The organism is Rhizobium sp. AC27/96 (assembly GCF_001692325.1).
In the GTDB taxonomy this organism is placed as follows: Bacteria; Pseudomonadota; Alphaproteobacteria; order Rhizobiales; family Rhizobiaceae; genus Rhizobium.
Genome location: NZ_LXKN01000024.1, coordinates 37,995 through 63,345 on the forward strand (window position 1 = coordinate 37,995; position 25,351 = coordinate 63,345).

A 25,351-nucleotide genomic window follows, 5' to 3' on the forward strand; every position below is an offset into this window, starting at 1 on the left:
ATTACAGTGCAGGGTAGCTTTGTCTTTTGTTGTCTGTATCTGTTGCACATTCCCGGCCCGATCTCGAAGACGGGTCGGTTGCAGACGCGGCGGTTCCGATGACGGCAGATACAGACAATAGTTCCAAGCTGGATTGGCAATCGCTGCAACGCTTCTCGTTTGGCAATAGCCCTGCTTTGGCCGATGAACTGCTCGATCTGGTTTTAAAAGGTAAGAAGACCGGAACGTGTTGGTCTGTTAGAGATGGGCAATTGACCGAGATCGGTCAGCGATCCGTCGTGTGCGACGGTAAAGGCGTGCCGAGGGCGATCATAGAGACCGTATCCCTGGAGCAACGGCCCTTTGATCAGGTCGGTGAAGCCTTTGCGCATAGTGAAGGCGAAGGCGATCTGAGCCTCGAATATTGGCGCCGCGCGCACCGCTCCTATTTCGAGGAGACAGGCGGGTTTGAACCGGCGATGATGCTATGGTGCGAGACTTTCCGTCTCGTTGCGATCCTGGATCAGCCTTTAGCTCTCTAGTTGGCTTGCGTCTTCGAAGAGTAATTCAGGAGGACGATTCCAGGATTGTCGGCTTGCCATCGGCAAGCTTGAGGATCGTCAGGGTTCCGCCCATGGAAATGGCGGTGTCGATGCCGATACGATCCTTGCCGAAAACGGGCTGGGAGTCCGGCGTGTGGCCGTGGATCACCAGAAGCGGCAGCTGCGGGCCATCCCACAAGAATGGCTCGCGGATCCACATCAGATCCTCATCTGTCTGATCTGCCAACGGTATGCCCGGGCGGATGCCGGCGTGGACGAAGAGAAACGAGCCGACGGTGACGGCGCCGGCCAGGGAGCGAAGCAGATCGACATGCGCCGCCGGCATCGCCTTCAGCGTGAGATCGCGCAGCTCCCTGATACTGCGGCCTTGTGCCAGCAGCTCTTTCGCATCGATGCCATAGGATGCGAGTGTCGGCAGCGCGCCAAAATCCAGCCAGTGGCGATTGGCCTCGGGGTCATCGAGAAAGCGCAGGAAGACATCGTCATGATTGCCGCAGAGCACGTAACGATCGAAGCCCTCCGGCGGCGGTGCGCAGAGATGCGACAGCACATCGCTGGAGTGCGGGCCGCGGTCGACGTAATCACCAAGGAACATCAGCAGCTTTCGGCCGGGAAGGGTGCTGGCATCTTCGACGATGCGCTTTTCTGCTTTCACCATGGGATGGTAACATCCATGGATGTCGCTCAGCGCGTAGATGGCCGTGTAGTCGTGTCCGGTGAGATCGACGCGGTCTCGTTGTTTCTGCATGAAATCGGCCGTTTCCCGCCGGGTCGTGCCTGAACGGCCGCGACGGTCCAATTGCTTGAAAAAGTGTCGAGAAACCCGCCTTTGACGAGTCTGCAGAGAAAGCTATTCCAAGCCTTGATTTGCCGCAAGCCGCGCCGATGGCGATCGTCGGTCAAAATCGATGAAATCGCATGGAATTTCAAAATTATATTCGGGAGGCGGCGAGCCTTGCGCACCTCCCGAATTGGTCGCAATTTCAACCGCGATAGGCGTCTTCCAGACCCGCAATATCGAGCTTGACCATCCCCATCAAGGCCTGCATGACGCGGGCAGCCTTTGCCGCATCGGGGTCGGCCAGATATTTACCGAGCACCGTCGGCACAACTTGCCAGGAGACGCCGTAGCGGTCCGTCACCCAGCCGCATTCCACGGGTGCTCCGCCATCGCAAAGACCATTCCAGAGGCGATCGACCTCGGCCTGATCTGCGCAATCTATTTCCAGTGAAATCGCATGATTGAACTCGATGCGGCTGCCGCCGTTCAGCGCCATGAAGCGCTGACCGGCAAGCGTGAAGTTGACGACCAGAACCTCGTCGGGTTTGCCTGCCGGCGTATCGATAATGTTCTTCTGCACATGATCGATCCGGGAATCAGGAAAGATCGAAACATAGAAGTTCGCGGCTTCCTCCGCTTCTCGTGCAAACCAAAGGCATGGGGCAATCTTCGACATTGGGTGCTCCTCTCTCGTTGGATGTTCCTAGGACGAACGAGGGGCGCCAAGCCCGACAAGCTTGCGGAATTTTTTCGAACCCATGCCGATCGTCAACGGCTACACGAGGCGGCCGCCACCATCGATGTGCAGGATCTCTCCGGTCATGAAGCGGTTCGCCATCAGGAAGAGGATGGCCTGCGCGATATCCTCCGGCCGGCCGATATTGCGGCTGGGGAGCGTCGAGGCAGTCTGCTCGAGCACTTGCCGCTTGGCTTCGCCCATAATGCCGTCGAGCAACGGGGTATCCACCCATCCCGGCGAAACCGCGTTGATGCGCATTGGCGACAATTCGAGGGCGAGGGCGCGAACCGTGCTCTCGACCGCGGCGACAGCAGCGGCCACAACCGCGCCGATGGTGGCGGGGCGGGAGGCGAATTGTCCTGAGGTCATGGTAATCGAGCTTGCCGGATGCAGGAGTGGGAGAGCAGCCTTAATCGCGAGCAAAGGTCCGATCAGTCGTTCGCTCATGACCTTCGAGAGGTCAGCCTCCGATTGATCCTTGAGCGGCTGCAAATGCACCGTCCCGGCCGTGATCAGCAGATGATCGATCCTGTCGATGCCCGCAAATATCGCTGGTTGTGGGGCGGCAATATCCGCGACGATCTGCGTCGCGCCACCAATCGCTTCGGCCGCCTCGCGGAGACGCTCGGGATTGCGTGAAATCAGGAAGAGGTTCGCGCCGGCGTGCTTGGCCTGTTTTGCCGTTGCCAGGCCGATGCCCGATGAGCCGCCGATGATGACGATGCTCTGGCCCTGGAACGATTGAGCCTGGGTTTCGCCCGTGTGAATGGTGCTGGTCTGCAAGACTGGTTCTCCGATTGGAATGTTGACCAACCCCAAATTCGTCGATCGTCATATGCTTTAGAAGAGAGCGAATGGCGATGTTATTTATCGTAAAAGACGATAGAATGCCGGCATGGATATGCTTTCCGCCATGCGCATCTTCACCCGTGTCGTCGAACGCGGCAGTCTTTCGGCCGCCGCGCGCGATCTTGGTCTCGGCCAGCCCACAGTCAGCGAACGCGTGGAGAAGCTGGAGAAGCATCTGGGAGTGCGGCTCCTCTACCGGACGACCCGCGCGGTGCAGGCGACCGATGCCGGCGCGCGCTTTTACGAATATGCCAAGCGCGCCATTGAAGCCGCCGAGGAGGCGGAGGCTTCCGTTGCCTCGGCCGAGGCATCCCTGACCGGAACGTTTCGGATCGCGGCGCCGCATGGGCTCGGCGAGATGGCATTGCCGAAGCTGCTCATCGAATTCCAGACACGGCATCCGGCTCTGGCCATCGATGTGACCTTGAACGATCGTTTCGTCGATCCGATGACTGAGGGCGTTGATCTCTCCATCCGCATCGGCGAGATCGGCAGCGGCAATTTCATTGCCCGCCGTCTCGGGACGTTGCGCCGGCTCGCGCTGGCCGCTCCCGGCTATCTCGAGCGACACGGGCCGCTGCATGAACCGATGGACCTTGCGGCACATCCGTTCATCAGGGTCGCCGGTTTCGCGGCGGATGAGCGGCTGCATCTGATCGGTCCCGATGGCGGGTCGGTGGAGGTGCCTATTCGCACCACATGGCGCGTCAGTCATTGGAGACCGCTGATGGAGGCGGTGCTGGCGGAAAGGGGGATCGGTGCATTATTCGCGGTCGTCTGCGGCCGGGAAATCGCCGAAGGGAGGCTGGTTCCCGTGCTGCCCTCTTATGCGTTCAGGCGCGTGGACGTCCATGCCATCTATCCGCCTGGACCACGGCCGGCTGCCCGAACGAAAGCCTTCCTTGAGCTGCTCACCGAGCGGATTGATCTCCTTCTTGGCGAGGCGCCTGAGGCTTCTTGAGCGCATTATCTGCCGATGGCGAGCCTTTCGGCGAATTCGATCGCCTCGATCAGGCTGCGTTCATTGGCGATGCCCTTGCCGGCGATATCGAAGGCTGTTCCATGATCGACGGAGGTACGCACGATCGGCAGACCGAGGGTGATGTTGACGCCGGAAAGATCCATCCACTTGCCTGTGGCAGGGTCGATCTCGAAGCCTAAGAGCTTGACCGGGATATGCCCCTGGTCGTGATACATGGCGATGACGGCATCATACTGGCCGGCGCGCAGCTTGACGAAGACGGTGTCGCCGGGAACGGGCCCGACGATGTCGAGGCCATCGGACACGGCCTTGGCGATGGTCGGCGCTGATATATCGATATCCTGCCGGCCGAAGAGGCCGCCTTCGCCGGCATGCGGGTTGAGCGCGGCAACCGCGATCTTCGGCCTTGCTATGCCGAGATGCTGGAGCGCCTTGTTGGTGAGGTCGATGACGAGGCGCAGCCGCTCGGGCGTCAGCCGCTTCGGCACATCCTCCAGCGCCACATGGGTGGTGACGTGGCTGACACGCATATTGCCATGAGCGAGCATCATCACCGAGCCGTGTGCACCGGTAAGTTCTGCCAGAAGCTCGGTGTGGCCGGCATAGTGGAAGCCGGCCTTGTTCAAGGCTTCCTTGTTGAGCGGCGCGGTGACGATGCCGCCGACCTTGCCGGTCATCGCAAGCTGAACGCCCTTCTCGATCGCCTTGAAGGCCATGCGGCCACCATCGGCGGAAAGCTGGCCGGGCAGGATCGGCTCGCCCTCGACATCGGCCTGGATGAAGCAGAGGTCCGGCCAGTCGCCATCCATCCGTGTCTCGGGAATTCTGGCATCGAGGCCGAGCTGTTGTTCCGCCAGGCGAAGGGAAGGGCCGCTGCCGATTATTGTAAGTTTTAACTTACCTTCTTCTATCCTGTCCTTCAGCCGAGCCGCAGCCTTGAGGATGATTTCCGGGCCGATGCCGGCGGGGTCACCCATGGTGATTGCCAGATGCCGCGTCATATCCCGTCTCCTTTGTCGATCAATCCGTTTTTCCTGAGCAGATCGCGCCAGAGATCCGGACCGCCAAAGGCGCCGGATTTCGAGATCACGTCCACCTTGTCCCAATGGCCGCCTGAAATGACCGAGCGCGGCAGGCCCGGCGATACCTGGCCGGTTACCGTCAATGCTTCGGGGCCCAGCGAATGACAGAGCCCGCGCAGCGTCTCGCCGCCGGCGACGATCAGCGTGCCGGGGGCGGGCAGCGCCCTTGCGATGCGGGCGAAGCACGTCTCGATCCGTGCAGCCGCTTCGGCGCGATCGAGCCCCGGCGGCAGATTGACGCTGACGAGGGCGGCACCATCCCGCTCGAGCTGCTTTTCAATGACGGAGGGATCGGTCTCTTCGCCGATATGGAGTCCGCGGCTGCCACAGGCTTTCAACTGCGCGCGCGTGATGGGCTGATCGGAGCCGAAAAGGCCGAGAACTGGAGGTTTTAGCCTGTGCGATATGGTGATGGGCCGCAGTCGGTCCGGTGTCGGCTCCAGTGATGTCGGTGGCCATAATCTCGTCAAAAAACTCATTGGTTTGGCTTGTCCGAGCACGAAAGCGCGTGCGCCGGGATCAAACAGACTTACGGAAGCACCGGCCTCCAGTTTGCTTCCGCGCGCCATGGCGCCAGCCAGACCGCCAGTGCCGCTCCATAGGATGGGCCCGCGAGCATTCTGGACCAGGGCGATAATCTCATCGAGATCAGAATCGGTATCAGCGTCAAAAACGCTAATACCATCTGAGAGACGGTGTTCGTATTCTGAATTGTCGAGACGTAAGGGGCTTGGTGCGCGATGCCGCTTGGCTACCCCGGTTACCTGCAATCCCTCCGCAGCCAGAGCCTCCACCAGATCGCCACTCACATCCTGCCATGTGCCATCCGCCGCGCGCAGCATTTGCCGGCCGTTGCGGGTTACGCGGCCATAATGCGGAAAGGCCGGCGCGAGGATGCAATGCCGCCAGTGCCCGAGCCGGAAGACGGCGGCGAGTTCGGCGGCCCAGGGGCCACGAAACAGGCTGTCGACCTTCTTGAAGGCGATATCCGCGCCCTTCAGCAGCGGCGCCAGCTGTTCGATGATACCTACCGCGTCGGCGGCCGAGCGCTCCCGCGTGCCGCTGTCGATGGCAAGGCTGGACTTACCCTCGGCACCGGGCTCGCTTCCAAGCGCGATCTCTATCGGCCCGCACAGACCGACGAATTCTACCGCGGTGTCGAGCGCGCCGGTGAGATCGTCAGCAAGGAGGCGGAGGGTGGGCATGATCGGAGGGAGCCTTCAGCGGGCCTTGCTGACATCGGATGTTGGCATGCAAGCAAGGCCTTACGGCTGCTCGAGCGAAGCGCAATCTTCAGCCTTCCATGGGGCTTGTCAACGGATTGCTTTGTCACCGTTTCATGCAAGGCCATCGCATATGAAATAAAAAGTGCCCCTCACCCAGCCCTCTCCCCGTTTTGACGGGGAGAGGGGGGATCCTGTCAAACCCCTTCGCCCCGCGTGCGGGGAGAAGGTGGACTCGAACAGTTGAGCGAAGCGAAACTGTGAGAGGACGGATGAGGGGCTTACCTGTCTATGTGCGATTGCCCCGCCGTTTCATCGATCGCGGACTGCGATGCCCGCCCGCGTTTACTCTGAAGCCGATATGCGGCTATGGTTGCCTTTCGGCAATAGGGGCCAGGTGGCGCCTGTCGCTTCAAGGAGAGCAGAGTGAGTTACGATTTCCATGTGGGCCAGAAGGTCGTCTGTATCGATGACAAGTTCAAGCATGTCAGCATCGACCAATTGATCCGCAAGGGCACGATCTACACGATCCGCTGGGTCGGCGAATACACGCATTATGTCGACGGCACCTTCATCGGCGTGAAGCTCGAGGAGATCCATCGCGGCAAAGATGACGGCCCCGAAGGCTATGGCGCCGACGACATGCCCTATCGCGCCACCCGCTTCCGCCCGCTGGTGAAGGACAAGATCGCCTCGCTCAGAAAGCTGCTGGCCCCGACGCCGGATGCGCCTGTGGAGCCGAAGGTGAAGGTCAAGAAGACGGAAAAGGTCTGACGGGCAGGGAAGGGGCGGCGGCGAAAGTTCTGCCGCCCTTACTGTCTCACTTGACGCAATTGCGGGCACAAAACCGCTCCGCACTCTTCGCGGAGTTGCTTTAGGCCTGCTTTGCTCTGGCCAGCCCATGCTCGATCAGCCGGCCGACGAGTTCCGGATAGGAAATGCCCGAGGCGCCCATGGCCTTGGGATACATGCTGATATTGGTGAAGCCCGGCATGGTGTTGATTTCATTGATGACGACGCTCTCATCCGGCCTCACAAAGAAATCGACGCGCGCCAGCCCTTCGCATCCCAGCGCCCGGAAGCCATCTGCCGCCATGCGCCGCAGCGTTTCCGCCGTCTCGGTGGGGATCTCAGCCGGAATGGTGACCACGGCGCCGTCCTGATCGACATATTTCGCATCGTAGGAATAGAAGCCATGCGCGGCGGCGGTGGCGATTTCGCCCGGTACGGAGACGAACAGCGCACCATCCGGCTGCTCCAGCACGGCGCATTCGATCTCGCGGGCGCGCACGAATTCCTCGACGAGCACCTTGCGGTCGTGCTTGAAGGCGTCGGCCAGCGCGCTTTCGAATTCCCCGGCGTCATGCGCCTTGCTGACTCCGACCGACGACCCCTGGCGGGTGGGCTTGACGAAGACGGGCGCGCCGAGCGCGCTGACGATCGCCTCGAAATCCGGCTTTTCGCCGCGCGTGAGCGTGACGGAGCGCGCAACCGGCAGGCCCGCCTCGCGCAACAGCCGCTTGGCGATATCCTTGTCGATCGCGTTTGCCGAACCCAAGATGCCGCAGCCGACGAGGGGAATGCCGACCATCTGGGCAAGGCCCTGAATGGAGCCATCCTCGCCATAAAGCCCATGCAGCACCGGAAACAGCACATCGACCGCCGCGATCTCCCGCGCGCCGGCGCCTTCCAGCGCCAGCAGCCGCCCCTTCGCGCCCGGCAACAGGCAAACCTCCGTGCCTTCATAGGCAACCGGCTCCGCCAACACGCCGCCCTCCGCCTCCACAAGCAGCCAGCGCCCGGCACGATCGATCAGGATCGGCACGACCTCATATGTCCCGGCATCGATCGCCCGGATGACATTACGAGCCGACATGATGGACACATCATGCTCACTGGACTGGCCACCAAACAAAACGGCGACGCGGAGTTTCGACATGAGGGCTGCTCTCCCGGGCAAGAAGGATGTGATGGATGGGAGGGTTTAAACGGGGGATTGCAGCGGAATTGGGGAGGAGGTTGTGGGTATGCTTTGCCGGTAGCCTCTTTGCTCGCGTGGAAAATTGCTTCAACGGCTACGGTGACAAGATACTTTGAGACACCAGGATCCCTTTAAATCGCCGTGGAATATCCGGGAGAAGTGCTGTTGCGCTCGACTAGACGCTACAGCGGCTACGCACACCCGATTCGGGATGTCTCCTTGCTGACTTATGCCGTTTTCAAGCGGCGCCATTGCGAGAGATGTGCGCATAATTTTTACCAGTCATCCCATCTGCCTCGACGACAAAGCCATCTGCTGCGGCTATAGAATCGGCTGCGTATTTCTTGCACATCACACAAATCACCAAGATCAATTGGCGGGTCTCCTCCGAAAGAATAGGTCCGTCGGTCGCTGCGATCATATCCGAAAAGAGCATAATGTGACGTTTGATCTGCTGGACATTATGCTTGTCCAGAAACTCGATCTCCTCTTCGAATCTTCCGAAGGTGCCGTCAGTCAGCAGATCGTTGATCGCGCTCATGCGCTGCCTCGCTTGGTGACGGGTCAATGGTCGGATCGAGAACTCTGGAATTCGTCGGTCAAGGACAGTGATAAACGCCTGAGCGTGCATGTCGAGCAGACTTGCGTAGCCTTTTGTTTTTTTACTTAGCGCATAGTTTCTTCGAAGTTGTATTTTTGCGCTGTTTTCATTGGCCTTCATCGCGGCTTGAACTTGCCGACTGAGATAGAAGATTGTTGGTATGGCGGCAAAAAGAGCTGCCCAGCTGCCGGTCGCAGAAATCCAGTTTCTCAGGCAATCACTATCTGCATTACGGCAAAAGCTCGAACTGCTCCAGACCAGCGGCAGAAAAAAGAGTAGGAGCAGGAGGATACAAATTATCCAGCCGTAACGATCCCAATGCTTTTTCATCTTCCACGCCTCATGGTTGCCATCACTAAATAAACTCAAGCGCTGGCCAGGTGGCGACGGAGCGGACATGAGTGCGATTTCATGCGCCAGTGTAGCGGCTGATGTATGCCTGTGCTTTTTGGTCAACAGCGTCTGCATACGACGAAACTTTGCGGATGACACTTCCGCCACCGATCTTAATTGCGCTATCATCAATCCGTTGTGCAAGATAGGCATTCGGATTCGGCTTTGGAAGCTCGGCGATCGCTTGGATTACCGCGCTGGTGATTGATTTTGCTTCTATCAAACCAGAGGTGTCACCGGAGCCGATTTTAAGTTCGAAGTCTCTAATGATATCACCGGTAAGAATTGTGTGTATTTCTTTGAGTGTGATCATGGTCGCTGTCATTCGACCCTGCTGCAGGCTTTTTTCCAGCGACCTACATATAGTCCTGAGCATGTTGGAAGAGTCTTTTGCTAGTTGCGCGGTGCGAAAAATTGGCACGTTCTGCAACTTAATATTCTCGCGGTGGTGATGATTGATGACAAGGATCGTGATAATTGCCGCTGCGCCTCCGACCCATCCGCTTAGCGCACCGATCCACTCCCGTAGGCATTGTTCATCCTTGATGCCGCAGAACGGCTCGCGGCCCCAGAAGGCACGCAGAACAACCAACGACAAAACCATAAGTGCAATCAGCCAGCCGTAATTGTCCCAAAACTTCTTCATATGTGGACCTACGCGAGAAATCGAATAATCGTTAATCGCGCAGTGGTCGTGAGGCAAGAGGGTGGTATGCACGTGCCAGCCCCGAAAGTAATATGTTGGCTTTCTTGCGGCGTGGCTTCTGCGATCGCAACGAGACTGACCTTGAAGAAATATTATCCTGGAGCGTTTTTGCGAGGCAGCCAACATAGCGCTTGTGGGTAGCCGGTAGTATCATCGCCATGCGTTTCGTGTGTTCTCATCTCAGGGAAAGTCGAGATTGGCCACGATCGTAAAAATTTACTGAGCAAGCTCTGCGCAACCGGCGCAAATATACACTTGTTATTTCAAAACACCGGAAAAAACTGGTGCTGCTAGAGAGATTTGAACTCTCGGCCTCTCCCTTACCAAGGGAGTGCTCTACCCCTGAGCTATAGCAGCAATCCGTGGCGCGAGTGGTGCGCCGTATTGGGCGAGGGGGCTATTGCCATAGGTGGAGGCTGAGTGCAAGCCGCAATTTTCAACTTCTGTGAAAGATCGTTGGAAAAAATGTGTCGGTCTTTTGACAGCTAAGGTTTTAGGCTATGGAAAGTTATGGGTGCGGATAAGACGAAAATCGATGAGGGCGAGGCTTTGCAGGGCGGTTTGACGTCCGACCAGTTGGGCGGCGAGGCGGGCGAGCCTGCGGGCGGCAAGCAGATCACCGAGGCGGACAGGCGGCGTGAGCGCGCGGCGCAGAAGCTGCGCGAGAACCTGTCGCGCCGCAAGCAGCAGGTGCGGGCGCGGCGCGCGGGGCAAGCCGACGAGACGGATGGGCTGCCGGCGGCGAAAACCGGGGATGGGCAGGGGGCTGCCGCAAAATTGGACGAATCGCAGTGATTGATGTCGCTCATCATCAAACGAATTGAAGCCTTAATCTATTTCGTCTAAAGAGCGCCTTTTCTCAGGCACTCTGACTGTGGCGCCCGGACGGGGCGCACGGAACTTCTAGGAAAGGCGGGCCTCGCCCGTATTGCATATATGGATCGTATCAGGATTGTCGGCGGCAACGAGCTCAACGGTATCATTCCGATCTCCGGCGCCAAGAATGCCGCCCTGCCGCTGATGATCGCCTCGCTTTTGACCAGCGATACCCTGACGCTCGAAAACGTGCCGCATCTGGCCGATGTCGAGCTCTTGATGCGCATCCTCGGCAATCATGGCGTCGATGTCGCCGTCAACGGCCGGCGCGAGCGCCAGGAAGACGGCTATTCCCGCACCATCCATTTCACCTGCCGCACCATCGTCGATACGACAGCGCCTTATGAGCTGGTCGCCAAGATGCGCGCCAGCTTCTGGGTCATCGGGCCGCTGCTCGCCCGCGAAGGCCAGGCGCGCGTGTCGCTGCCGGGCGGCTGCGCCATCGGCACGCGTCCGGTCGATCTGTTCATCGAAGGTCTCCAGGCGCTCGGCGCCACCATGGAGATCGACGCCGGCTATATCAACGCCACGGCGCCCAAGGGCGGCCTCATCGGCGCGCGTTATGACTTCCCGAAGGTTTCGGTTGGTGCCACGCATGTGATGATGATGGCGGCGACGCTTGCCCGCGGCACGACCGTGATCGGCAATGCCGCCCGCGAGCCTGAAATCGTCGATCTCGCCAATTGCCTGATCGCCATGGGCGCCAAGATTTCCGGCGCCGGCACCAGCACGATCACCATCGAGGGTGTCACCTCGCTTTCCGGCGCGCGCCACCGCGTGCTGCCTGACCGTATCGAGACCGGCACCTATGCCATGGCTGTTGCCATGGCCGGCGGCGATGTCACGCTCGAAAATACCGATATGGCGCTGCTCGACACGGCGCTCGAAAGCCTGCGCCGCGCCGGCGCCGCGATCATGCCGACCAACAATGGCATCCGCGTCAAGCGCAATGGCGGCGGCATCCAGCCGGTGGATGTGACCACCGATCCGTTCCCGGGCTTCCCGACCGACCTGCAGGCGCAGTTCATGGCGCTGATGACGCGCTCGTCCGGCACGTCGCATATCACCGAGACCATTTTCGAAAACCGCTTCATGCATGTGCAGGAGCTGGCCCGCCTCGGCGCCAAGATCTCTCTGTCCGGCCAGACGGCCCGCATCGAGGGCGTCGAGCGGCTAAAGGGCGCGCCTGTTATGGCGACGGACCTTCGCGCCTCCGTCTCGCTCGTCATCGCCGGCCTTGCCGCCGAGGGCGAAACGCTGGTGTCGCGCATCTATCACCTCGATCGCGGCTTCGAGCGGCTGGAAGACAAGCTGACGCGGTGCGGCGCTATCGTCGAGCGCATCAGCGACTAAATTATCTCTTGTCGTGCAGAGAGCGGGCAAGCCCGCTTTCTTCGGTTGCGTCTTTTGCGCTCGCATCCTATGTCCACAGAAGGAAAACGTCTGTCACGGCGTTTCGATTGTGCGATCGGGGATGAAGGGCGAATGGGCGATCTCAAGCTAATGGCACTCGACAACGAGGATCTGGGCGTCATATCCGCGCATATGCAGGATAGCGTCTTCAAGGTCGGCGACATGTCCTTTGCGCCGAAGCTCGAGCAGTTCTCGCTGGCCGCCAACCGTTTCGACTGGGAAAAGTCAGAACAGCGCAGCAAGTCCTATGAGCGCCATCGTTCCGCGCTGGTGTTCAAACGGGTGCAGGCGGTGCGCTCCAACGGCATCAACCGGCGCAACCGCGACGAGGTGCTGTCCTTGCTCGCCATCCGCTTCGAGCAGAAGGGCGAGGGGCCCGACGGCACGATCGAGCTGACGCTTGCCGGCAACGCCACCATTGCGCTTGATGTCGAATGCATCGAAGTTCAGCTTGCCGATATCGGCGGCACATGGGAAACCGCGCATAAGCCGCGACATCCGGATGCGGGCGAATAGATAAGCGATCGATGAATGCCGGCCGCTGAAGGCGGCCTCGATGGAAGAGGAATATCAGCGTTGGCTATCTGGCTGGATCAGGCGTCGGAAGGGTTCGAGCAGCAGTTCGCCGCTTTCCTGACGACCAAGCGGGAAGTATCCGAAGATGTGAACGCCGTGGTGCGCGGCATCATCGATGATGTGCGGGCACGCGGCGATGCCGCCCTTGCGCATTATTCGCAGAAATTCGAAGGCATCGATTTTGCCACGACGCCGATGCGCGTCAGCGAAGCCGAAATCGATGCGGCGATCGAGGCTGTTCCGGCCGAAGTGCTCGGCGCGCTCAAGGTTGCCGCCACCCGCATTGAATCGCATCATCGCCGGCAATTGCCGAAGGACGATATCTATGAGGATGATCTCGGCGTCGGTCTCGGGTCGCGCTGGACGGCGATCGAAGCGGTCGGCCTCTATGTGCCCGGCGGGACTGCGAGCTATCCGAGCTCGGTGCTGATGAATGCCGTGCCGGCCAAGGTCGCCGGTGTCGAGCGCGTCGTCATCGCCGTTCCCACGATGAAGGGCGCCATCAACCCGGCCGTGCTTGCCGCAGCCCGCATGGCCGGCGTCGAGGAAATCTACCGCATCGGCGGCGCGCAGGCCATTGCGGCCCTTGCCTATGGCACCGAGACGATTGCGCCCGTCTACAAGATCACCGGCCCGGGCAATGCCTATGTCGCCGCCGCCAAGCGCCATGTGTTCGGCACTGTCGGGATCGATATGATCGCCGGCCCTTCGGAAGTGCTCGTCATTGCTGACAAGAATAACGACCCGAATTGGCTCGCCGCTGACCTGCTGGCTCAGGCCGAGCATGATGAAGGCGCGCAATCGATCCTGATCACCGACGATGCCGAGTTCGGCAGGGCCGTTGAGGGTGCCGTCGAGCGCCAGCTCAAGCAGCTGAGCCGCTCGCAGACGGCGGCTGCCAGCTGGCGCGATTTCGGCGCCATCATCCTCGTATCCGATCTCAAACAGGCCATCCCGCTCGCCAACCGCATTGCGGCCGAGCATGTGGAACTTGCGATCGATGATCCCGAGCCGCTGCTTGCGGGCATCCGCAACGCCGGCGCGATCTTCGTCGGCCGTCATACGCCCGAGGTGATCGGCGATTATGTCGGCGGCTCCAACCACGTATTGCCGACGGCTCGCTCCGCCCGCTTCTCGTCGGGCTTGTCAGTGCTCGATTTCGTCAAGCGCACGTCGATCCTGCGGCTCGGGCCGGATCAGCTTCGCGCGCTTGGACCGGCGGCGATAGCACTTGCCAATTCCGAAGGGCTGGATGCTCACGCGCGGTCGGTCGCGATCCGCCTCAATCTCGAGGGGTAAGGCATGGCTGAAGGCGTCTTCCGGCTGAGCGACGTTGTCCTGGACGACACGATCGGCCGCTCGACGCCGGATGTCGAGCACGAGCGCGCCGTCGCCATCTTCGACCTGATCGAGGAAAACAGCTTTGAGCCTGCCGGCCACGCGGGCGGGCCCTATCTGCTCAACCTGTCGTTGGTCGACCAGAAGCTGGTCTTCGACATCCGCATCGAAGACGGCAGCATCGTCGCCACGCATATCCTGTCGCTGACGCCGTTTCGCCGCATCGTGAAGGATTACTTCATGATCTGCGAGAGCTATTACGAGGCAATCCGCTCGGCCACGCCGAGCCGCATCGAGGCGATCGACATGGGCCGCCGCGGCATTCACAATGAAGGCTCGCAGACGCTGATGGACCGGCTGAACGGCAAGATCACCGTGGATTTCGACACGGCGCGCCGGCTCTTCACGCTGGTCTGCGTGCTCTATTGGCGCGGGTGAGCGTCATGGAGCAGCTGCAGGCGGTCGAGCATAGCAACAAGGCGCCGGGCGCGATCTTGTTCATGTGCGGGCTCAATGCCATCCGTTCGCCGATGGCCGAGGCGATCGCGCGGCATATGCTGCCGCAGGGCACCTATATCGCCTCGGCGGGCGTGCGGGCCGGCGAGCGCAATCCCTTTGTCGATGTCGTGCTTGACGAGATCGGGCTTTCTCTTGGGCGCCGGCAGCCGCAGACCCTGGAGGAGCTGGAGGATGATTTCTTCGATATCATCATCACGCTCTCGCCGGAGGCGCATCACGCCGCCCTGGAGCTGACGCGGGCGAACGCCATCGAGGTCATCTATTGGCCGACCATGGACCCCTCGGCAACGGACGGAACGCGCGATCAGGTTCTCGATGCTTATCGCGAAGTTCGGGACTATCTGCTCGGCCTGATCGAAAGCCGACTTGTGGAACGTCGCGGCTCGCTTTAGAGCTGCAAATGAAACAAATGCAGAAACCCTTATCAACGAGGTTCACAAAACCGCGGCGATTGTGTAGTTTCCGCGCAATTTCCGGCGACCCCCGGCTTTTTGCCATGGGCGCCGGCCTCAACCGACAGGAAAAGAAGCTTTAATGCCGAAAGAAGAAGTCCTCGAATTTCCCGGTGTCGTCACCGAACTCCTGCCGAACGCGACATTCCGCGTGAAGCTGGAAAACGAGCATGAGATCATCGCCCACACGGCGGGCCGCATGCGCAAGAACCGCATCCGCGTTCTTGCCGGCGACAAGGTGCTGGTGGAAATGACCCCCTATGACCTGACGAAGGGCCGCATCACCTACCGTTTCAAGTAGTCCGGCTCTAGTATCAAACAAGCAGAGCATGATGTTCTCCGAAAACCGCTGATACTTTTCGGCACCATGCTTTAGAGCCCGTTCTCATTCCCGCATGACAGGTCGAGGTCTGATGGCGTTGAAACACAAGCTGATACTGGCTTCCGGATCGCCGCGACGCGTCGAACTCCTGCACCAGTCAGGCATCGAACCCGCGCGCCTCATGCCGATGGATATCGACGAGACGCCGAAGAAGTCGGAGCATCCGCGCTCGCTTGCGCGGCGGCTTTCGGCTGAAAAGGGCGAGGCGGCCTTTGCTGCCATCAAGAGCGATGCCGCCTGGCAGGGCAGCTATATCCTGTCCGCCGATACCGTGGTCGCCGTCGGGCGTCGCATCCTGCCGAAGGCGGAGTTTATCGACGAAGCCTCTTCGGCGCTGCATCTGCTCTCTGGCCGCGGCCATGTCGTCTATACCGGCATCTGCCTGATCACGCCGGACAGGAAGCTGCGTCAGAAGGTTGTCGAGACCAAGGTGCGCTTCAAGCGACTTTCGGGCCGCGATATCGAGATGTATCTGGCCTCGGGCCAATGGCGCGGGAAGGCGGGAGCCTATGGCATCCAGGGGCTTGCCGGCTCCTTCGTGCAGAAGCTGATCGGCTCCTACACCAATGTCGTCGGATTGCCGCTTTATGAGACCATGCTGCTGCTGGCGGGCGAGGGCTTCGATGTCCATGCCGGTTGGCAGGAAGGATAGACGATGGGCAAGACTGAGGAAATCAAGGTAGGTTCCAAGGTGGAGCCGCTGCGCAAGACCCGCGCCTGCGCGGAATGCGGCCGTCCTTCGGTGCGCGAACATTATCCCTTCTGTTCGGATCGCTGTCGTTCGGTCGATCTTTCGCGATGGCTGAATGGTTCCTACGCCATTCCCGTTACCGAGGATGAGACTAAGGCCGGCGGCCAGGACGACGAATAACCCTCGCGCGCCGGCATTGTTCGGCCTTGCGAAGCCATTCATTTTGTTCGTGAATTGCCAAAATTCCATTTCCTGTCAAAAAAGAGTCATTTGCGGCTGGACATGGACGAACAAGATGCTATAACCCCGCTCGCTTCCGGGGCGCACCAAACGCCCAGAGCCCTTCAAGGCTCTTCCCTTGGACACGAAGCTCGGTTGCCCAGATAGCTCAGTTGGTAGAGCAGCGGATTGAAAATCCGCGTGTCGCTGGTTCGATTCCGGCTCTGGGCACCACTACAACCCTCAAAAAATCAGTATTTTACCTTCTGCTTTTGGCCTGCGATTTTCCGTCGTGTTGTCGCGTCATCTTGCTGGCCAATGAACTCTTGGAGCGCCGCCGATAACCATTACCGACCTCTGTCGTTGATGTTTCCATGGATCAGCCGCGGACAGTGTTTGGTAAGGTTCACGCATTTATGCGGCAGTATATTCCCCTGCATTGTGAAGAATGATGAAAATACATAAGGGGAATGTAGCTATGAATTATGATTGGGATGGCGTGAAAACGCGCCGCATCAAAGCGTTGAAGATCGGCGTGTCCCTACTGTTGGCGGGAATCACTTTGGTGGCCCCAAAGCTGTTCATGCTCAAATTCTATTAGAGGCACATCCAGCACTGGACTATGCTCGGATTTATTCAGGCTGATTTCAGCTATCTGTGGTAGCAGTTGGCTGTGCGGAACTGACGCCCCCAATCCAAGTTTCGCACGTTGCGCTCAAATCGCGCTATAGCTCTGCCTCACGCCAAAGGAGGCAGAGCTTTCATTGGCTGTTGTGCGGGTAGCCAGTGCATGGTTACGTAGCTCGCGCCAGATTTCGCCGTGCCTTGCCTATTGCAGCAATATGAGCATGAAAATGCCAAGCACAGCCAGGCCGCCAAAGATCGGCAGCAATATCTTCATAATCAGGCGAGCAAGTTTCTTTCGCTCGCTCTGTGTCAAACTAACCCAGCGCGATTTTGGCAATTAAATGAACACCTATCCCCAATCGTAGCGTCGCATTTCAAACTGAAATGACGCTTAAGGTATTGTGGTGCTTCGTCTCTCGCTCACAGTCGCATGACCAGCCGCAAGCACGATATCCATCATGCTTATGCAAACATCACAAGAATCCAGATGTTTTTAATGGAAATATGCTAAAAGGAGAGGAACGTTATGCAAAGGCCAGGGAGGGGACTATGCAGTCTTTGCTTACGCCAGTTCATACACCGGTGCCGGTAGAGGTGCTCGAGGCGGAAATCCGACGGATCTGCGGGGCGTTCACCCTGGAGCCGACGCTGTCGTCGGGCATTGTCGCTGGAGATGTCGCCACTCGTCGCATGGGGCTCTTCGAAACCGCGATCGTGGCGCTCGATGACAGCGAGCATGTCGAACGCAGTGTCAAGGCGATCCGCCGCGACCCCGGCGAACACTTCTTTCTGCTTATCCAGGATGCCGGTCATTGCCGGGTTGAGCAGAACGGCCGGATTACCGATCTCGATCCCGGCGACATGCTCCTGGTCGATTCCGTCCGGCCATCGCGCTTTTCCTATGGCGGTGTTCGTTCTTCCCAGGTTTCGATCCACCTTCCGCGTGACGAGATGGTTCACCGTTTTGGCAATAGCTGCGCCGGCGGGGTCTCGATCAGCCGGAGCGATCCGCTTTGGCTGGCGATGCGGGCGGTGGTGACCAAGATGCTCGACAGCTCGGCCAGCCAGCCGCAGCTTGGTGAGGCCTTCCTCTGTCTGATGGGTGCCTATCTGCAGTCGCTCCGCAGCGCAGCCGCGCCGGAAACGCTGCTGTCTCGGGCGCTTGCCCTCATCGATCGCCACAGGGCCGATCCCGCTTTCGGTCCGCGAGAGCTCGCAACCCGCCTCAATGTTTCCGAGCGCATGTTGCAGCGCCATTTCCAGGTGCTGGGCGAAACGCCTGGTCACCGGCTTTTGAACCGCCGCCTCGAAATTGCGCATGACCGGCTTTCGGTCCGAAAGGCGGAGGTTGCCGGCGATGGTATCGCGGCCATCGCCTATGATGCAGGCTTCAACGATCTTTCCTATTTCTACCGCGAGTTCCGCAAGAAATACGGGGTAACGCCGGGTGCCGTTGCCCGCTGCCATTGACGTTTTTGTCCAATAGTCCGGACGCTCCTGTCCAAGCCCCGAACTCGTTCCTGGCTTAGTCTTCCGCCAATCCCCGGCCTTGACCGGGTTTCAGCGGAGGAGGTGGCAATGACGTTTTATTCTGCAACCATCGGCGGGGCGCAGGTAACGGGCGAGGCAAATTTTGCGGTGCTCAATCCGGCAACCGGCGAAGAGGCTGGCCGAGCGCCTGCCTTGGGCGCTGTCGAGCTTGATCGCGCGGTCGAAGCTGCCCGTGCGGCATTTCCGGAATGGTCGGCGCTGGGCGATAAGGAGCTGCAGCGGATTTGTGCTGCCGTTACCTCCCATATCGAGCAGCATGCTGGCGAGCTTGCCACGATCATCACGCTTGAGCAGGGCAAGCCTCTGAACGGTCTCGGTTCACGTTGGGAAATGGGCGGTGCCGTTGCCTGGGCAGGCTACACGACCGGGCTTTCGCTGCCGGCCAAGGTGCTTCAGGACAATGCCGAAGGTCGCGTTGAACTGCATCGTAAGCCAGTCGGCGTCGTCGGCTCGATCACGCCTTGGAACTTCCCGGTCATGATCGCGATCTGGCATGTGATGCCGGCGTTGCGCACGGGCAATACTGTCATCATCAAGCCGTCGCCTTTCACCCCGCTCTCAACGCTGCGTCTGGTGCAGATCATGAACGAGGTGCTGCCGCCCGGCGTGCTGAACGTCGTGACATCGGATGACAAGGGCTTCAATCTCGGCGCGGCCATGGCCTCTCATCCGGGCATCAACAAGATCGTTTTCACCGGCTCCATCGCCACCGGCCAGAAGGTCATGCAATCGGCCGCCTCCAACATGAAGCGGTTGACGCTGGAACTGGGCGGCAATGATGCCGGCATCGTCCTGCCGGACGCTGATCCTGCCAAGATCGCCGAAGGTCTCTTCTGGGGCGCCTTCATCAACAATGGTCAGACCTGCGCTGCGATGAAGCGTCTCTATGTGCATGAGTCGATCCATGACGCCGTCTGTGAGGCGCTGGTCGCCTATGCCCGCAATATTCCGGTCGGCAACGGCATGGAGGAAACGAGCGTTCTCGGACCTGTGCAAAACCGTATGCAATTCGAGAAGCTGAGCCGGCTGGTTGCCGATGCGACCGGCCGTGGCAAGGTGCTGCTCGGCGGCGCGCCGGGCGAGGGGCTGTTCTTTCCGCCGACCATTGTCGCCGGGCTTTCGAATGGCGATGCGCTTGTTGACGAGGAGCAGTTCGGCCCCGCCTTGCCTGTTATCAAATACAGCAATGTCGAAGACGCCATTCGCATGGCGAATGACAGCCCGAATGGTCTCGGCGGCTCCGTCTGGTCTTCAGACATATCGGCGGCGAAGGCTGTGGCCGCGCGGATGGAATGTGGCTCGGTCTGGATCAACAAGCATGGCGCGATCCAGCCCAATGCTCCCTTCGGCGGTGTCAAAGCTTCCGGCTTTGGTGTCGAATTCGCCGAGGAGGGGCTGCACGAATACACGGATATCCAGGTGATATTCGCGTGATCCAGGAATGTATGAGACAGGGAGGATGGAAATGAACATGAAGCACTATCTGGCTTCGGCCGGGCTGCTGCTGACGCTTGGCGCGTCCACGGCGATGAGCCACCCGCTCGACGGGCTGACGGCGGACGAATATCAGAAGATCAACCAGATCCTGCGCGAGCAGAAGGTCGTCGACGACCACACGCTCTATCCGCTGATCGAACTGAAGGAGCCGGCCAAGGCCGACGTTCTCAAATGGAAGGAAGGCGACAAGCCGCTCGATCGTGAGGCGAAGGTACAGCTGACGAGCCCGCAGGGCTTCAAGGAAGCTGTTGTCAACATTACCAAGGGCACGGTCGAAAGCACGGCACCGATCAAGGGGCAGCCCATGGTGCTCTTCACCGAGTTCATGGACGCGCTGCAGGGCGTGCTTGGCGACCCGCAAATGGTCGCGGGTCTGAAGAAGCGCGGGTTGACGCCGGACCAGGCCTTCTGCCTGCCATTGACCGCCGGCAACTTCTTTACCGAGGAGTATCAGAATTCCCGCCTGATGAAGGTGCCTTGCTATCATGTTCCCGAGGGCTCCAACTATTATGCCAAGCCGATCGAGGGCCTGTTTGCCGTCTATGATATCGGCAAGAAGAAGGTGCTGAAGGTCATCGATACCGGAGCGATTACCGGCCCGAAGGACAATTGGGGCTATACCGAGAAGGAAGTGGCCGAGCGCGAGGCGCTGCGTCCGCAGACCAATCTCGCCACCCTCTCGCAGCAGGGCGGGCCGAACTACAAGATCACTGGCAGCCATCTCGAATGGGACATGTGGCGCTTCAATTTCCGCGTCGACAAGCGTCCTGGCCTCGTGCTCTCCAATCTCGACGTGAAGGACGGCGACACCTGGCGCTCGGTGATCTACCAGTCGCATCTCTCGGAGGTTTTCGTTCCCTATATGGACCCGACCGAGGGCTGGTACTGGCGCACCTACATGGACAGCGGAGAATATGGCTTCGGTCTGTTCCTGAGCCCGCTGCGCGCAGGCGTCGATTGCCCGAGCTACGCCACCTTCCTGCCGGCGACGATCGCCGACGACAAGGGTAACCCGCTGACCATCCCCGATGCCATCTGCGTATTCGAGCGCAGTATCGGCGATCCGGCCTGGCGCCATTTCGAGGTCTTCGCGCAGACACCTGAAAAGCCGATCCCGGCGGAAGGCCGGCCAGCAAGCGAACTCGTGGTACGCACGGCCTCGGAAGTCGGAAATTACGACTACCTGATCGATTACCGGCTGCAGCCCGATGGTCAGATCCGTATCATGATCGGCGCGACCGGCCTCGATGCGGTCAAGGGTGTCCAGTCGACCTCGATGGACGATCCGACGGCTGCGGCAGACACCGCGCACGGAACGCTGATCGCGCCGAACCTGGTGGCTGCCAACCACGACCACTACTTCAACTTCCGCATCGACTTCGACATCGACCAGCCGGCCAATCACTTCGGTACGATGGACATCGTTCCGGCCAAGGTCGATCCGAAGAACCCGCGCCGCTCCATGTGGACGGTCCAGCACTCGATGCCGAAGACGGAGATGGAGGCGCGCTATCAGCTTTCGGCGATGAAGCCGCGTTATTTCATGATCTCGGATCCCTCGCGCAAGGGCTATCTCGGCCAGGAACCTGGCTGGATGATCCACCACGGTGATGTCGCCTACGGTCCCTTCGACTTCGTCAAGGACCCGCCGATGAAGCGCAATGCCTATATCGAATATTCGGTATGGAACACGGTCTACGATCCCGACCAGCAATATGCCGGCGGCAAGTTCGCCATGCAGAGCGACGGCTCGGATACGCTGCCGGAATGGGTCAAGGCCAACAAGCCGCTGATGGGCAAGGATATCGTCACCTGGTTTACCGCCGGCTTCCACCATATTCCGCGTATGGAGGACTGGCCCGTGATGTCGACCGAGTGGAAAACGATCCACATCGAGCCGCATAACTTCTTCGCGCATAATCCAGCGTTGACGCTGCGAAATTGATCGCTGCCCACCAGCGCCGTTCAAACGGTGCTGGTGGCTTTCATCCCCTTGCTTTCCCAGCCGATCAGATGACCTTGCGCACTTCCTGTTCGAAGCTGAGAACATGATGGAGCGCGATCCGTTCGGCGGTATCGGCATCTCCGCGGCAGACGGCTTCGAGCATCAGTATCTGCTCCTGTACCACCTTATCGAGTTCCGGCGTCAGCTCGGGAAACCGGCGCATCGCGACATGAAGAATCCGGAGCGACAGGTTGTGGTAATGGTCGAGCGTGTCGAAGAGATACCTGTTCTTGGCGCATCGGTAGATGAAGCGATGGATGCGTCGGTCGAGTGTAAGAAGCGCATCGAGCTCCGAAGGAAGGGAAAGCGCCTTTAGCGCTTCTATCAATTTGCCGGCTTCGTGCCGCTCGGGCTCCCGCAGCCGTTCGGCAGCCAGCCGCGTAGCCCAGGATTCGATCCGCGCCCGGGCCTCGTAGATTGCCGTAAGGTCGCTGATATCGATCCGGCTGACGAAAGTGCCCCGGCGTGCGTTGACATCGACGAAACCATCGCGCTGCAGCCGCAGGAACGCTTCACGTACGGGCGTGCGACCAACGTCGAGCCGCCGCATCACATCGTTTTCCCGCAATATGGTGCCCGGCGCCAGCTGCACCGTGATGATATCCTCGCGTAGCTGCAAATAGGTGCGCTCCGCCAAAGTCAGCGTTGCTTCCGGATCGTCGATCATTTCTTCCGACATCCAAGTGTCCATCCGCGTTGTCTCCATCCTGAGAGTGGTCTGCTTTGTCCGGCGGCAGAATCACTTGACAATGCGCATCAATAATATACTGAGTAATATATTACAAAAATATAAGGAGGGTGAACATGATTAGCAACGATATTTTCGCGCATTCGCCATTCAGGCGCGGCGTGGCGGCGATTTTGGGCTTTGGGTTTGGGCTGTTCGCCGCAATTACGGCTGCGCAGGCCGAAGACCTGGAAACGCTGAAGCCCGGTGTGCTTCAGGTGGCCATCGAGGCCTACATGCCCTACACGGCGCTGAAGGATGACAAGCTGGTCGGGCTCGATAGCGACATTCTCGACGCGGTCGCCAAGAAGCTTGGCCTCAAGATCGAGACGGTCGTGACCGATTTCCCCGGCATGCTTGCCGCGGTGCAGTCACAACGCGCCGACATCACGATCGGCGGCATCGCATGGTCGGATGCGCGTCAGAAGGCGGGCCTGTTCACCGATCCGCCCTATTACTCGCCACCGGCCATGGCCGTGCATGGTGAAGTTTCCTATCCCGATGTGAAGAGCCTCGAGGGCAAGGCCCTCGGCACCGTCACCGGATATGTCTGGGCCAAGTCGATCGCCGAAGTTCCGAAGGCCGATGCTCGCACCTATCCGACGGCCGACAGTGTCTTTTCGGATCTTTCGTCGGGAAGGCTCGATGTCGGCTTTCTCGATCCCCTGCTGATCATCTATCAGCAGCAGCAACGGCCCGACATGAAGTTTCGGGTTGCCTATCTCGATGCGCCGACAGCAGAGCAGGTTGCCGCCCATCCCGACTATAAATATTTCCAGCCCTACATGACCGGCTTCTATCTCCCCAAGCAGGCTCCGAAGCTCACCCAGGCGATCTCAGACCAGATCGATGCAATGTACAAGGATGGCTCGCTTGCTACGCTCGTGACGAAATGGGGCGGCGATCCCAAGCAGTTCCTGGTCCCGTCGCCTGACATGGCGGCCCAGCGCCGCGGCGTCGATCGCCCGCAGACCTGGTCACCACCGGCCATCGCCAATTGATCGGGGGGAACGGACATGAGCTTTTGGCAACCTCTTGCTCAATTGTTTCAAGTTCCCTGGGGCGACTATGCAGGCAATCTTGGTGAGGGTCTTTTACGGACCCTTGCCTATACGCTCGCCAGTTTCATTGGGGCAGCTATCCTTGGCTTGATACTTGCCCTGATGCGCCTCAATCGGGTCCGCATCGTAAGGCTGCCGGCCACGCTGTACACCGAGGTGTTCAAGAACGTCCCTCTGCTTGCCATCATCTTCGTCACCTATTTCGGCCTGCCCTCCGTCGGGATAAGGTTCAGCGTCTTTGTCGCCGGCGTGCTGAGCCTTGTGCTGTTCTATGCGGCCTATCTGTCGGAGATCTTCCGTGCGGCCATTGCCGGCATTCATCCGGGCCAGAACGAGGCGGCACATGCATTGGGCCTAGGCCGGGTCAAGACTTTCGGCCATGTGATCTTGCCGCAGGCGCTTCGCCTGGCGCTGCCCGGCACGAACACGATGTTTGTCGACCTGCTGAAATCGACATCGCTGCTGGTTACGATCTCGGCGGCGGAGCTCATGACCAGGGCGCAATTGATTGCGTCCGAGACCTTTCGCTCGCTCGAAGTCTATCTGGTGATCGCGGCACTCTATTTCGCCGTCTGCTATCCCGTCTCGCAATGTCTCCTCTGGCTCGAGCGTACCATTCATGCGGGCGTGCCCTTGTCGTTGGGCCGGCGCCGGCGGCTGAGATTGGCAAGAGCCCTGATCCGGGCAGGGAGCTAGAAATGGCCCAGGTAACAGTCGAAACAACACGCATCGCGTCCTCGCCCGATAACGGCTCGGCGATCAAGATCCGTGGGCTGCGGAAATCCTTCGATGGAAGGCTCGTGCTCGACGGCATAGATCTGGATGTTCCGCGCGGCCGGATTGTCAGCATCATCGGCCAGAGCGGTGGCGGCAAGACAACCCTCATGCGGTGCGTCAACCTGCTCGAGCAGCCCGAAGACGGCGCCATTGAGATAAATGGCGAGGCGATCTTCTCCAAGGGCATGCTGACCTGCAAGGATCTCGCCAAGCTGCGCCAGCGCGTCGGCATGGTGTTCCAGCGCTTCAATCTCTTCCCGCATCTGACGGCCGTGGAAAATGTCGTGCTGGCGCAGATGCACGCTGCCACCATTGACGAGCGCGAGGCGGTGGAACGTGCCATGCGGCTGCTGACCCGTGTCGGTCTTGTCCACCGTGCCCTGGCCTATCCGGAGCAAATGTCGGGCGGCGAGCAGCAGCGCGTTGCGATCGCCCGGGCTCTTGCCCTCTCTCCGACCGTGCTGCTCTTTGACGAGCCGACCTCCGCACTTGATCCGGAATCGACTGGCGAAGTGCTGCGCGTGATGCGCGAACTTGCAAGCGACGGGATGACGATGATCATCGTCACGCACGAACTCCCGTTTGCGCGTGAAGTATCCGACTGGGTCGTCTTCATCGATGGCGGTCGGATCATCGAGCAAGGGCCGGCCGCGGATGTGCTGGATAGTCCCAGGGAGCCTCGCACCGTTGCCTATGTCGCCCGGTACGCGAAACCAGGCTAAGCGTGAGGCTTTTCACCGGGCCGCCTTAAAATCCGGCCG

The 25,351-nt window shown here is 59.8% G+C and carries 27 protein-coding genes and 2 tRNA genes; 19 read left to right on the plus strand and 10 right to left on the minus strand.

What is annotated here, in order from left to right; genetic code table 11:
* Window positions 1–98 precede the first annotated feature (98 nt).
* Complete coding sequence (locus A6U86_RS20135) at window positions 99–521, plus strand: ASCH domain-containing protein (RefSeq protein WP_068394744.1); 423 nt, start codon at window positions 99–101, stop codon at window positions 519–521.
* Between the two features lie 25 nt (window positions 522–546).
* Here the strand turns inward: A6U86_RS20135 and A6U86_RS20140 are convergent, their stop codons facing one another.
* The 3 genes from A6U86_RS20140 to A6U86_RS20150 all read right to left on the minus strand — a co-directional run bounded on the left by A6U86_RS20140 (window position 547) and on the right by A6U86_RS20150 (window position 2,845).
* On the minus strand, window positions 547–1,290 hold the full coding sequence (locus tag A6U86_RS20140) for a metallophosphoesterase family protein (RefSeq protein ID WP_068394775.1): 744 nt from the start codon (window positions 1,288–1,290) through the stop codon (window positions 547–549).
* Between the two features lie 235 nt (window positions 1,291–1,525).
* Complete coding sequence (locus A6U86_RS20145) at window positions 1,526–1,999, minus strand: VOC family protein (RefSeq protein WP_068394745.1); 474 nt, start codon at window positions 1,997–1,999, stop codon at window positions 1,526–1,528.
* Window positions 2,000–2,098: 99 nt separating this feature from the next.
* Window positions 2,099–2,845, minus strand: coding sequence for an SDR family oxidoreductase (locus A6U86_RS20150; protein WP_068394776.1), 747 nt, complete (start codon window positions 2,843–2,845; stop codon window positions 2,099–2,101).
* A gap of 112 nt (window positions 2,846–2,957) precedes the next feature.
* Here A6U86_RS20150 and A6U86_RS20155 point away from each other — a divergent pair, with 112 nt between their 5' ends.
* Complete coding sequence (locus tag A6U86_RS20155) at window positions 2,958–3,872, plus strand: LysR family transcriptional regulator (protein ID WP_068394746.1); 915 nt, start codon at window positions 2,958–2,960, stop codon at window positions 3,870–3,872.
* 5 nt (window positions 3,873–3,877) lie between these two features.
* On the opposite strand, the gene pdxA is transcribed toward A6U86_RS20155, so the two are convergent.
* Both pdxA and A6U86_RS20165 read right to left on the minus strand, forming a co-directional pair.
* Complete coding sequence (gene pdxA / locus A6U86_RS20160; protein WP_068394747.1) at window positions 3,878–4,894, minus strand: 4-hydroxythreonine-4-phosphate dehydrogenase PdxA; 1,017 nt, start codon at window positions 4,892–4,894, stop codon at window positions 3,878–3,880.
* On the minus strand, window positions 4,891–6,180 hold the full coding sequence (locus A6U86_RS20165; protein WP_068394748.1) for a four-carbon acid sugar kinase family protein: 1,290 nt from the start codon (window positions 6,178–6,180) through the stop codon (window positions 4,891–4,893). The genes pdxA and A6U86_RS20165 overlap by 4 nt, the downstream gene beginning before the upstream one ends.
* Window positions 6,181–6,624: 444 nt before the next feature.
* On the opposite strand from A6U86_RS20165, the gene A6U86_RS20170 reads away from it, so the two are divergent.
* Window positions 6,625–6,972, plus strand: a complete 348-nt coding sequence (locus tag A6U86_RS20170; protein ID WP_068394749.1) for a CAP-Gly domain protein — start codon at window positions 6,625–6,627, stop codon at window positions 6,970–6,972.
* A gap of 100 nt (window positions 6,973–7,072) precedes the next feature.
* On the opposite strand, the gene A6U86_RS20175 is transcribed toward A6U86_RS20170, so the two are convergent.
* The 4 genes from A6U86_RS20175 to A6U86_RS20190 all read right to left on the minus strand — a co-directional run bounded on the left by A6U86_RS20175 (window position 7,073) and on the right by A6U86_RS20190 (window position 10,236).
* Window positions 7,073–8,137, minus strand: a complete 1,065-nt coding sequence (locus A6U86_RS20175) for a D-alanine--D-alanine ligase family protein (protein ID WP_068394750.1) — start codon at window positions 8,135–8,137, stop codon at window positions 7,073–7,075.
* Between the two features lie 280 nt (window positions 8,138–8,417).
* Complete coding sequence (locus tag A6U86_RS20180; RefSeq protein WP_158008769.1) at window positions 8,418–9,236, minus strand: hypothetical protein; 819 nt, start codon at window positions 9,234–9,236, stop codon at window positions 8,418–8,420.
* Window positions 9,190–9,819, minus strand: a complete 630-nt coding sequence (locus A6U86_RS20185) for a hypothetical protein (protein ID WP_068394752.1) — start codon at window positions 9,817–9,819, stop codon at window positions 9,190–9,192. Before A6U86_RS20185 ends, A6U86_RS20180 begins: the two co-directional genes overlap by 47 nt.
* Before the next feature lie 342 nt (window positions 9,820–10,161).
* A tRNA-Thr gene (locus A6U86_RS20190) sits at window positions 10,162–10,236 on the minus strand.
* Between the two features lie 153 nt (window positions 10,237–10,389).
* Between A6U86_RS20190 and A6U86_RS20195 the strand changes: the two genes are divergently transcribed.
* The 13 genes from A6U86_RS20195 (at window position 10,390) to A6U86_RS20255 (ending at window position 21,965) form a co-directional block, all read left to right on the plus strand.
* Window positions 10,390–10,674, plus strand: coding sequence for a hypothetical protein (locus tag A6U86_RS20195; protein ID WP_244510023.1), 285 nt, complete (start codon window positions 10,390–10,392; stop codon window positions 10,672–10,674).
* A 141-nt stretch (window positions 10,675–10,815) separates the two neighbouring features.
* Window positions 10,816–12,108, plus strand: coding sequence for a UDP-N-acetylglucosamine 1-carboxyvinyltransferase (murA, locus tag A6U86_RS20200; protein ID WP_068394753.1), 1,293 nt, complete (start codon window positions 10,816–10,818; stop codon window positions 12,106–12,108).
* A gap of 132 nt (window positions 12,109–12,240) precedes the next feature.
* Complete coding sequence (locus tag A6U86_RS20205) at window positions 12,241–12,684, plus strand: DUF2948 family protein (protein ID WP_068394754.1); 444 nt, start codon at window positions 12,241–12,243, stop codon at window positions 12,682–12,684.
* Between the two features lie 60 nt (window positions 12,685–12,744).
* The gene (hisD, locus tag A6U86_RS20210; protein ID WP_068394778.1) at window positions 12,745–14,043 is read left to right on the plus strand and encodes a histidinol dehydrogenase; all 1,299 of its coding nucleotides are present in this window, start codon (window positions 12,745–12,747) and stop codon (window positions 14,041–14,043) included.
* Between the two features lie 3 nt (window positions 14,044–14,046).
* Window positions 14,047–14,520, plus strand: a complete 474-nt coding sequence (locus A6U86_RS20215) for a UPF0262 family protein (RefSeq protein WP_068394755.1) — start codon at window positions 14,047–14,049, stop codon at window positions 14,518–14,520.
* Between the two features lie 5 nt (window positions 14,521–14,525).
* Entirely contained in the window at window positions 14,526–14,993 is a 468-nt protein-coding gene (locus A6U86_RS20220) for a low molecular weight phosphatase family protein (protein ID WP_068394756.1), read from the plus strand.
* A 142-nt stretch (window positions 14,994–15,135) separates the two neighbouring features.
* The gene (infA, locus tag A6U86_RS20225; RefSeq protein ID WP_004117876.1) at window positions 15,136–15,354 is read left to right on the plus strand and encodes a translation initiation factor IF-1; all 219 of its coding nucleotides are present in this window, start codon (window positions 15,136–15,138) and stop codon (window positions 15,352–15,354) included.
* A 112-nt stretch (window positions 15,355–15,466) separates the two neighbouring features.
* On the plus strand, window positions 15,467–16,087 hold the full coding sequence (locus tag A6U86_RS20230) for a Maf-like protein (RefSeq protein ID WP_068394757.1): 621 nt from the start codon (window positions 15,467–15,469) through the stop codon (window positions 16,085–16,087).
* Window positions 16,088–16,090: 3 nt separating this feature from the next.
* Complete coding sequence (gene yacG / locus A6U86_RS20235; protein WP_068394758.1) at window positions 16,091–16,306, plus strand: DNA gyrase inhibitor YacG; 216 nt, start codon at window positions 16,091–16,093, stop codon at window positions 16,304–16,306.
* A gap of 197 nt (window positions 16,307–16,503) precedes the next feature.
* Window positions 16,504–16,579, plus strand: a tRNA-Phe gene (locus A6U86_RS20240).
* Window positions 16,580–17,521: 942 nt separating this feature from the next.
* On the plus strand, window positions 17,522–18,442 hold the full coding sequence (locus A6U86_RS20245; RefSeq protein WP_068394759.1) for a helix-turn-helix domain-containing protein: 921 nt from the start codon (window positions 17,522–17,524) through the stop codon (window positions 18,440–18,442).
* A gap of 108 nt (window positions 18,443–18,550) precedes the next feature.
* Entirely contained in the window at window positions 18,551–19,957 is a 1,407-nt protein-coding gene (locus A6U86_RS20250) for an aldehyde dehydrogenase family protein (RefSeq protein WP_068394760.1), read from the plus strand.
* A gap of 31 nt (window positions 19,958–19,988) precedes the next feature.
* On the plus strand, window positions 19,989–21,965 hold the full coding sequence (locus A6U86_RS20255) for a tyramine oxidase (RefSeq protein ID WP_198929073.1): 1,977 nt from the start codon (window positions 19,989–19,991) through the stop codon (window positions 21,963–21,965).
* Window positions 21,966–22,029: 64 nt separating this feature from the next.
* On the opposite strand, the gene A6U86_RS20260 is transcribed toward A6U86_RS20255, so the two are convergent.
* The gene (locus A6U86_RS20260) at window positions 22,030–22,716 is read right to left on the minus strand and encodes a GntR family transcriptional regulator (RefSeq protein WP_068394780.1); all 687 of its coding nucleotides are present in this window, start codon (window positions 22,714–22,716) and stop codon (window positions 22,030–22,032) included.
* Between the two features lie 113 nt (window positions 22,717–22,829).
* On the opposite strand from A6U86_RS20260, the gene A6U86_RS20265 reads away from it, so the two are divergent.
* The 3 genes from A6U86_RS20265 to A6U86_RS20275 are packed head-to-tail and all read left to right on the plus strand — an operon-like array spanning window position 22,830 to window position 25,312.
* Entirely contained in the window at window positions 22,830–23,753 is a 924-nt protein-coding gene (locus tag A6U86_RS20265) for an ABC transporter substrate-binding protein (protein ID WP_068394761.1), read from the plus strand.
* A 15-nt stretch (window positions 23,754–23,768) separates the two neighbouring features.
* Entirely contained in the window at window positions 23,769–24,509 is a 741-nt protein-coding gene (locus A6U86_RS20270; RefSeq protein ID WP_068394762.1) for an amino acid ABC transporter permease, read from the plus strand.
* Window positions 24,510–24,511: 2 nt separating this feature from the next.
* Window positions 24,512–25,312 (plus strand): amino acid ABC transporter ATP-binding protein, encoded by an 801-nt coding sequence (locus tag A6U86_RS20275; protein WP_068394763.1) that lies wholly within the window; start codon window positions 24,512–24,514, stop codon window positions 25,310–25,312.
* Window positions 25,313–25,351 lie beyond the last annotated feature (39 nt).

Excerpts from the sequence above, each read along its gene's own strand:
- A6U86_RS20230 (WP_068394757.1), top strand. The coding sequence starts at position 15,467 with ATGGCGTTGAAACACAAGCTGATACTGGCTTCCGGATCGCCGCGACGC.
- yacG (WP_068394758.1), top strand. The coding sequence starts at position 16,091 with ATGGGCAAGACTGAGGAAATCAAGGTAGGTTCCAAGGTGGAGCCGCTG.
- A6U86_RS20255 (WP_198929073.1), top strand. The coding sequence starts at position 19,989 with ATGAACATGAAGCACTATCTGGCTTCGGCCGGGCTGCTGCTGACGCTT.
- A6U86_RS20175 (WP_068394750.1), bottom strand. The coding sequence starts at position 8,137 with ATGTCGAAACTCCGCGTCGCCGTTTTGTTTGGTGGCCAGTCCAGTGAG.
- A6U86_RS20260 (WP_068394780.1), bottom strand. The coding sequence starts at position 22,716 with ATGGACACTTGGATGTCGGAAGAAATGATCGACGATCCGGAAGCAACG.
- A6U86_RS20215 (WP_068394755.1), top strand. The coding sequence starts at position 14,047 with ATGGCTGAAGGCGTCTTCCGGCTGAGCGACGTTGTCCTGGACGACACG.
- A6U86_RS20135 (WP_068394744.1), top strand. The coding sequence starts at position 99 with ATGACGGCAGATACAGACAATAGTTCCAAGCTGGATTGGCAATCGCTG.
- A6U86_RS20145 (WP_068394745.1), bottom strand. The coding sequence starts at position 1,999 with ATGTCGAAGATTGCCCCATGCCTTTGGTTTGCACGAGAAGCGGAGGAA.
- pdxA (WP_068394747.1), bottom strand. The coding sequence starts at position 4,894 with ATGACGCGGCATCTGGCAATCACCATGGGTGACCCCGCCGGCATCGGC.
- murA (WP_068394753.1), top strand. The coding sequence starts at position 10,816 with ATGGATCGTATCAGGATTGTCGGCGGCAACGAGCTCAACGGTATCATT.
- A6U86_RS20155 (WP_068394746.1), top strand. The coding sequence starts at position 2,958 with ATGGATATGCTTTCCGCCATGCGCATCTTCACCCGTGTCGTCGAACGC.
- infA (WP_004117876.1), top strand. The coding sequence starts at position 15,136 with ATGCCGAAAGAAGAAGTCCTCGAATTTCCCGGTGTCGTCACCGAACTC.
- A6U86_RS20165 (WP_068394748.1), bottom strand. The coding sequence starts at position 6,180 with ATGCCCACCCTCCGCCTCCTTGCTGACGATCTCACCGGCGCGCTCGAC.
- A6U86_RS20245 (WP_068394759.1), top strand. The coding sequence starts at position 17,522 with ATGCAGTCTTTGCTTACGCCAGTTCATACACCGGTGCCGGTAGAGGTG.
- A6U86_RS20205 (WP_068394754.1), top strand. The coding sequence starts at position 12,241 with ATGGGCGATCTCAAGCTAATGGCACTCGACAACGAGGATCTGGGCGTC.
- A6U86_RS20185 (WP_068394752.1), bottom strand. The coding sequence starts at position 9,819 with ATGAAGAAGTTTTGGGACAATTACGGCTGGCTGATTGCACTTATGGTT.
- A6U86_RS20220 (WP_068394756.1), top strand. The coding sequence starts at position 14,526 with ATGGAGCAGCTGCAGGCGGTCGAGCATAGCAACAAGGCGCCGGGCGCG.
- A6U86_RS20265 (WP_068394761.1), top strand. The coding sequence starts at position 22,830 with ATGATTAGCAACGATATTTTCGCGCATTCGCCATTCAGGCGCGGCGTG.
- A6U86_RS20275 (WP_068394763.1), top strand. The coding sequence starts at position 24,512 with ATGGCCCAGGTAACAGTCGAAACAACACGCATCGCGTCCTCGCCCGAT.
- A6U86_RS20140 (WP_068394775.1), bottom strand. The coding sequence starts at position 1,290 with ATGCAGAAACAACGAGACCGCGTCGATCTCACCGGACACGACTACACG.
- A6U86_RS20250 (WP_068394760.1), top strand. The coding sequence starts at position 18,551 with ATGACGTTTTATTCTGCAACCATCGGCGGGGCGCAGGTAACGGGCGAG.
- A6U86_RS20270 (WP_068394762.1), top strand. The coding sequence starts at position 23,769 with ATGAGCTTTTGGCAACCTCTTGCTCAATTGTTTCAAGTTCCCTGGGGC.
- A6U86_RS20195 (WP_244510023.1), top strand. The coding sequence starts at position 10,390 with ATGGGTGCGGATAAGACGAAAATCGATGAGGGCGAGGCTTTGCAGGGC.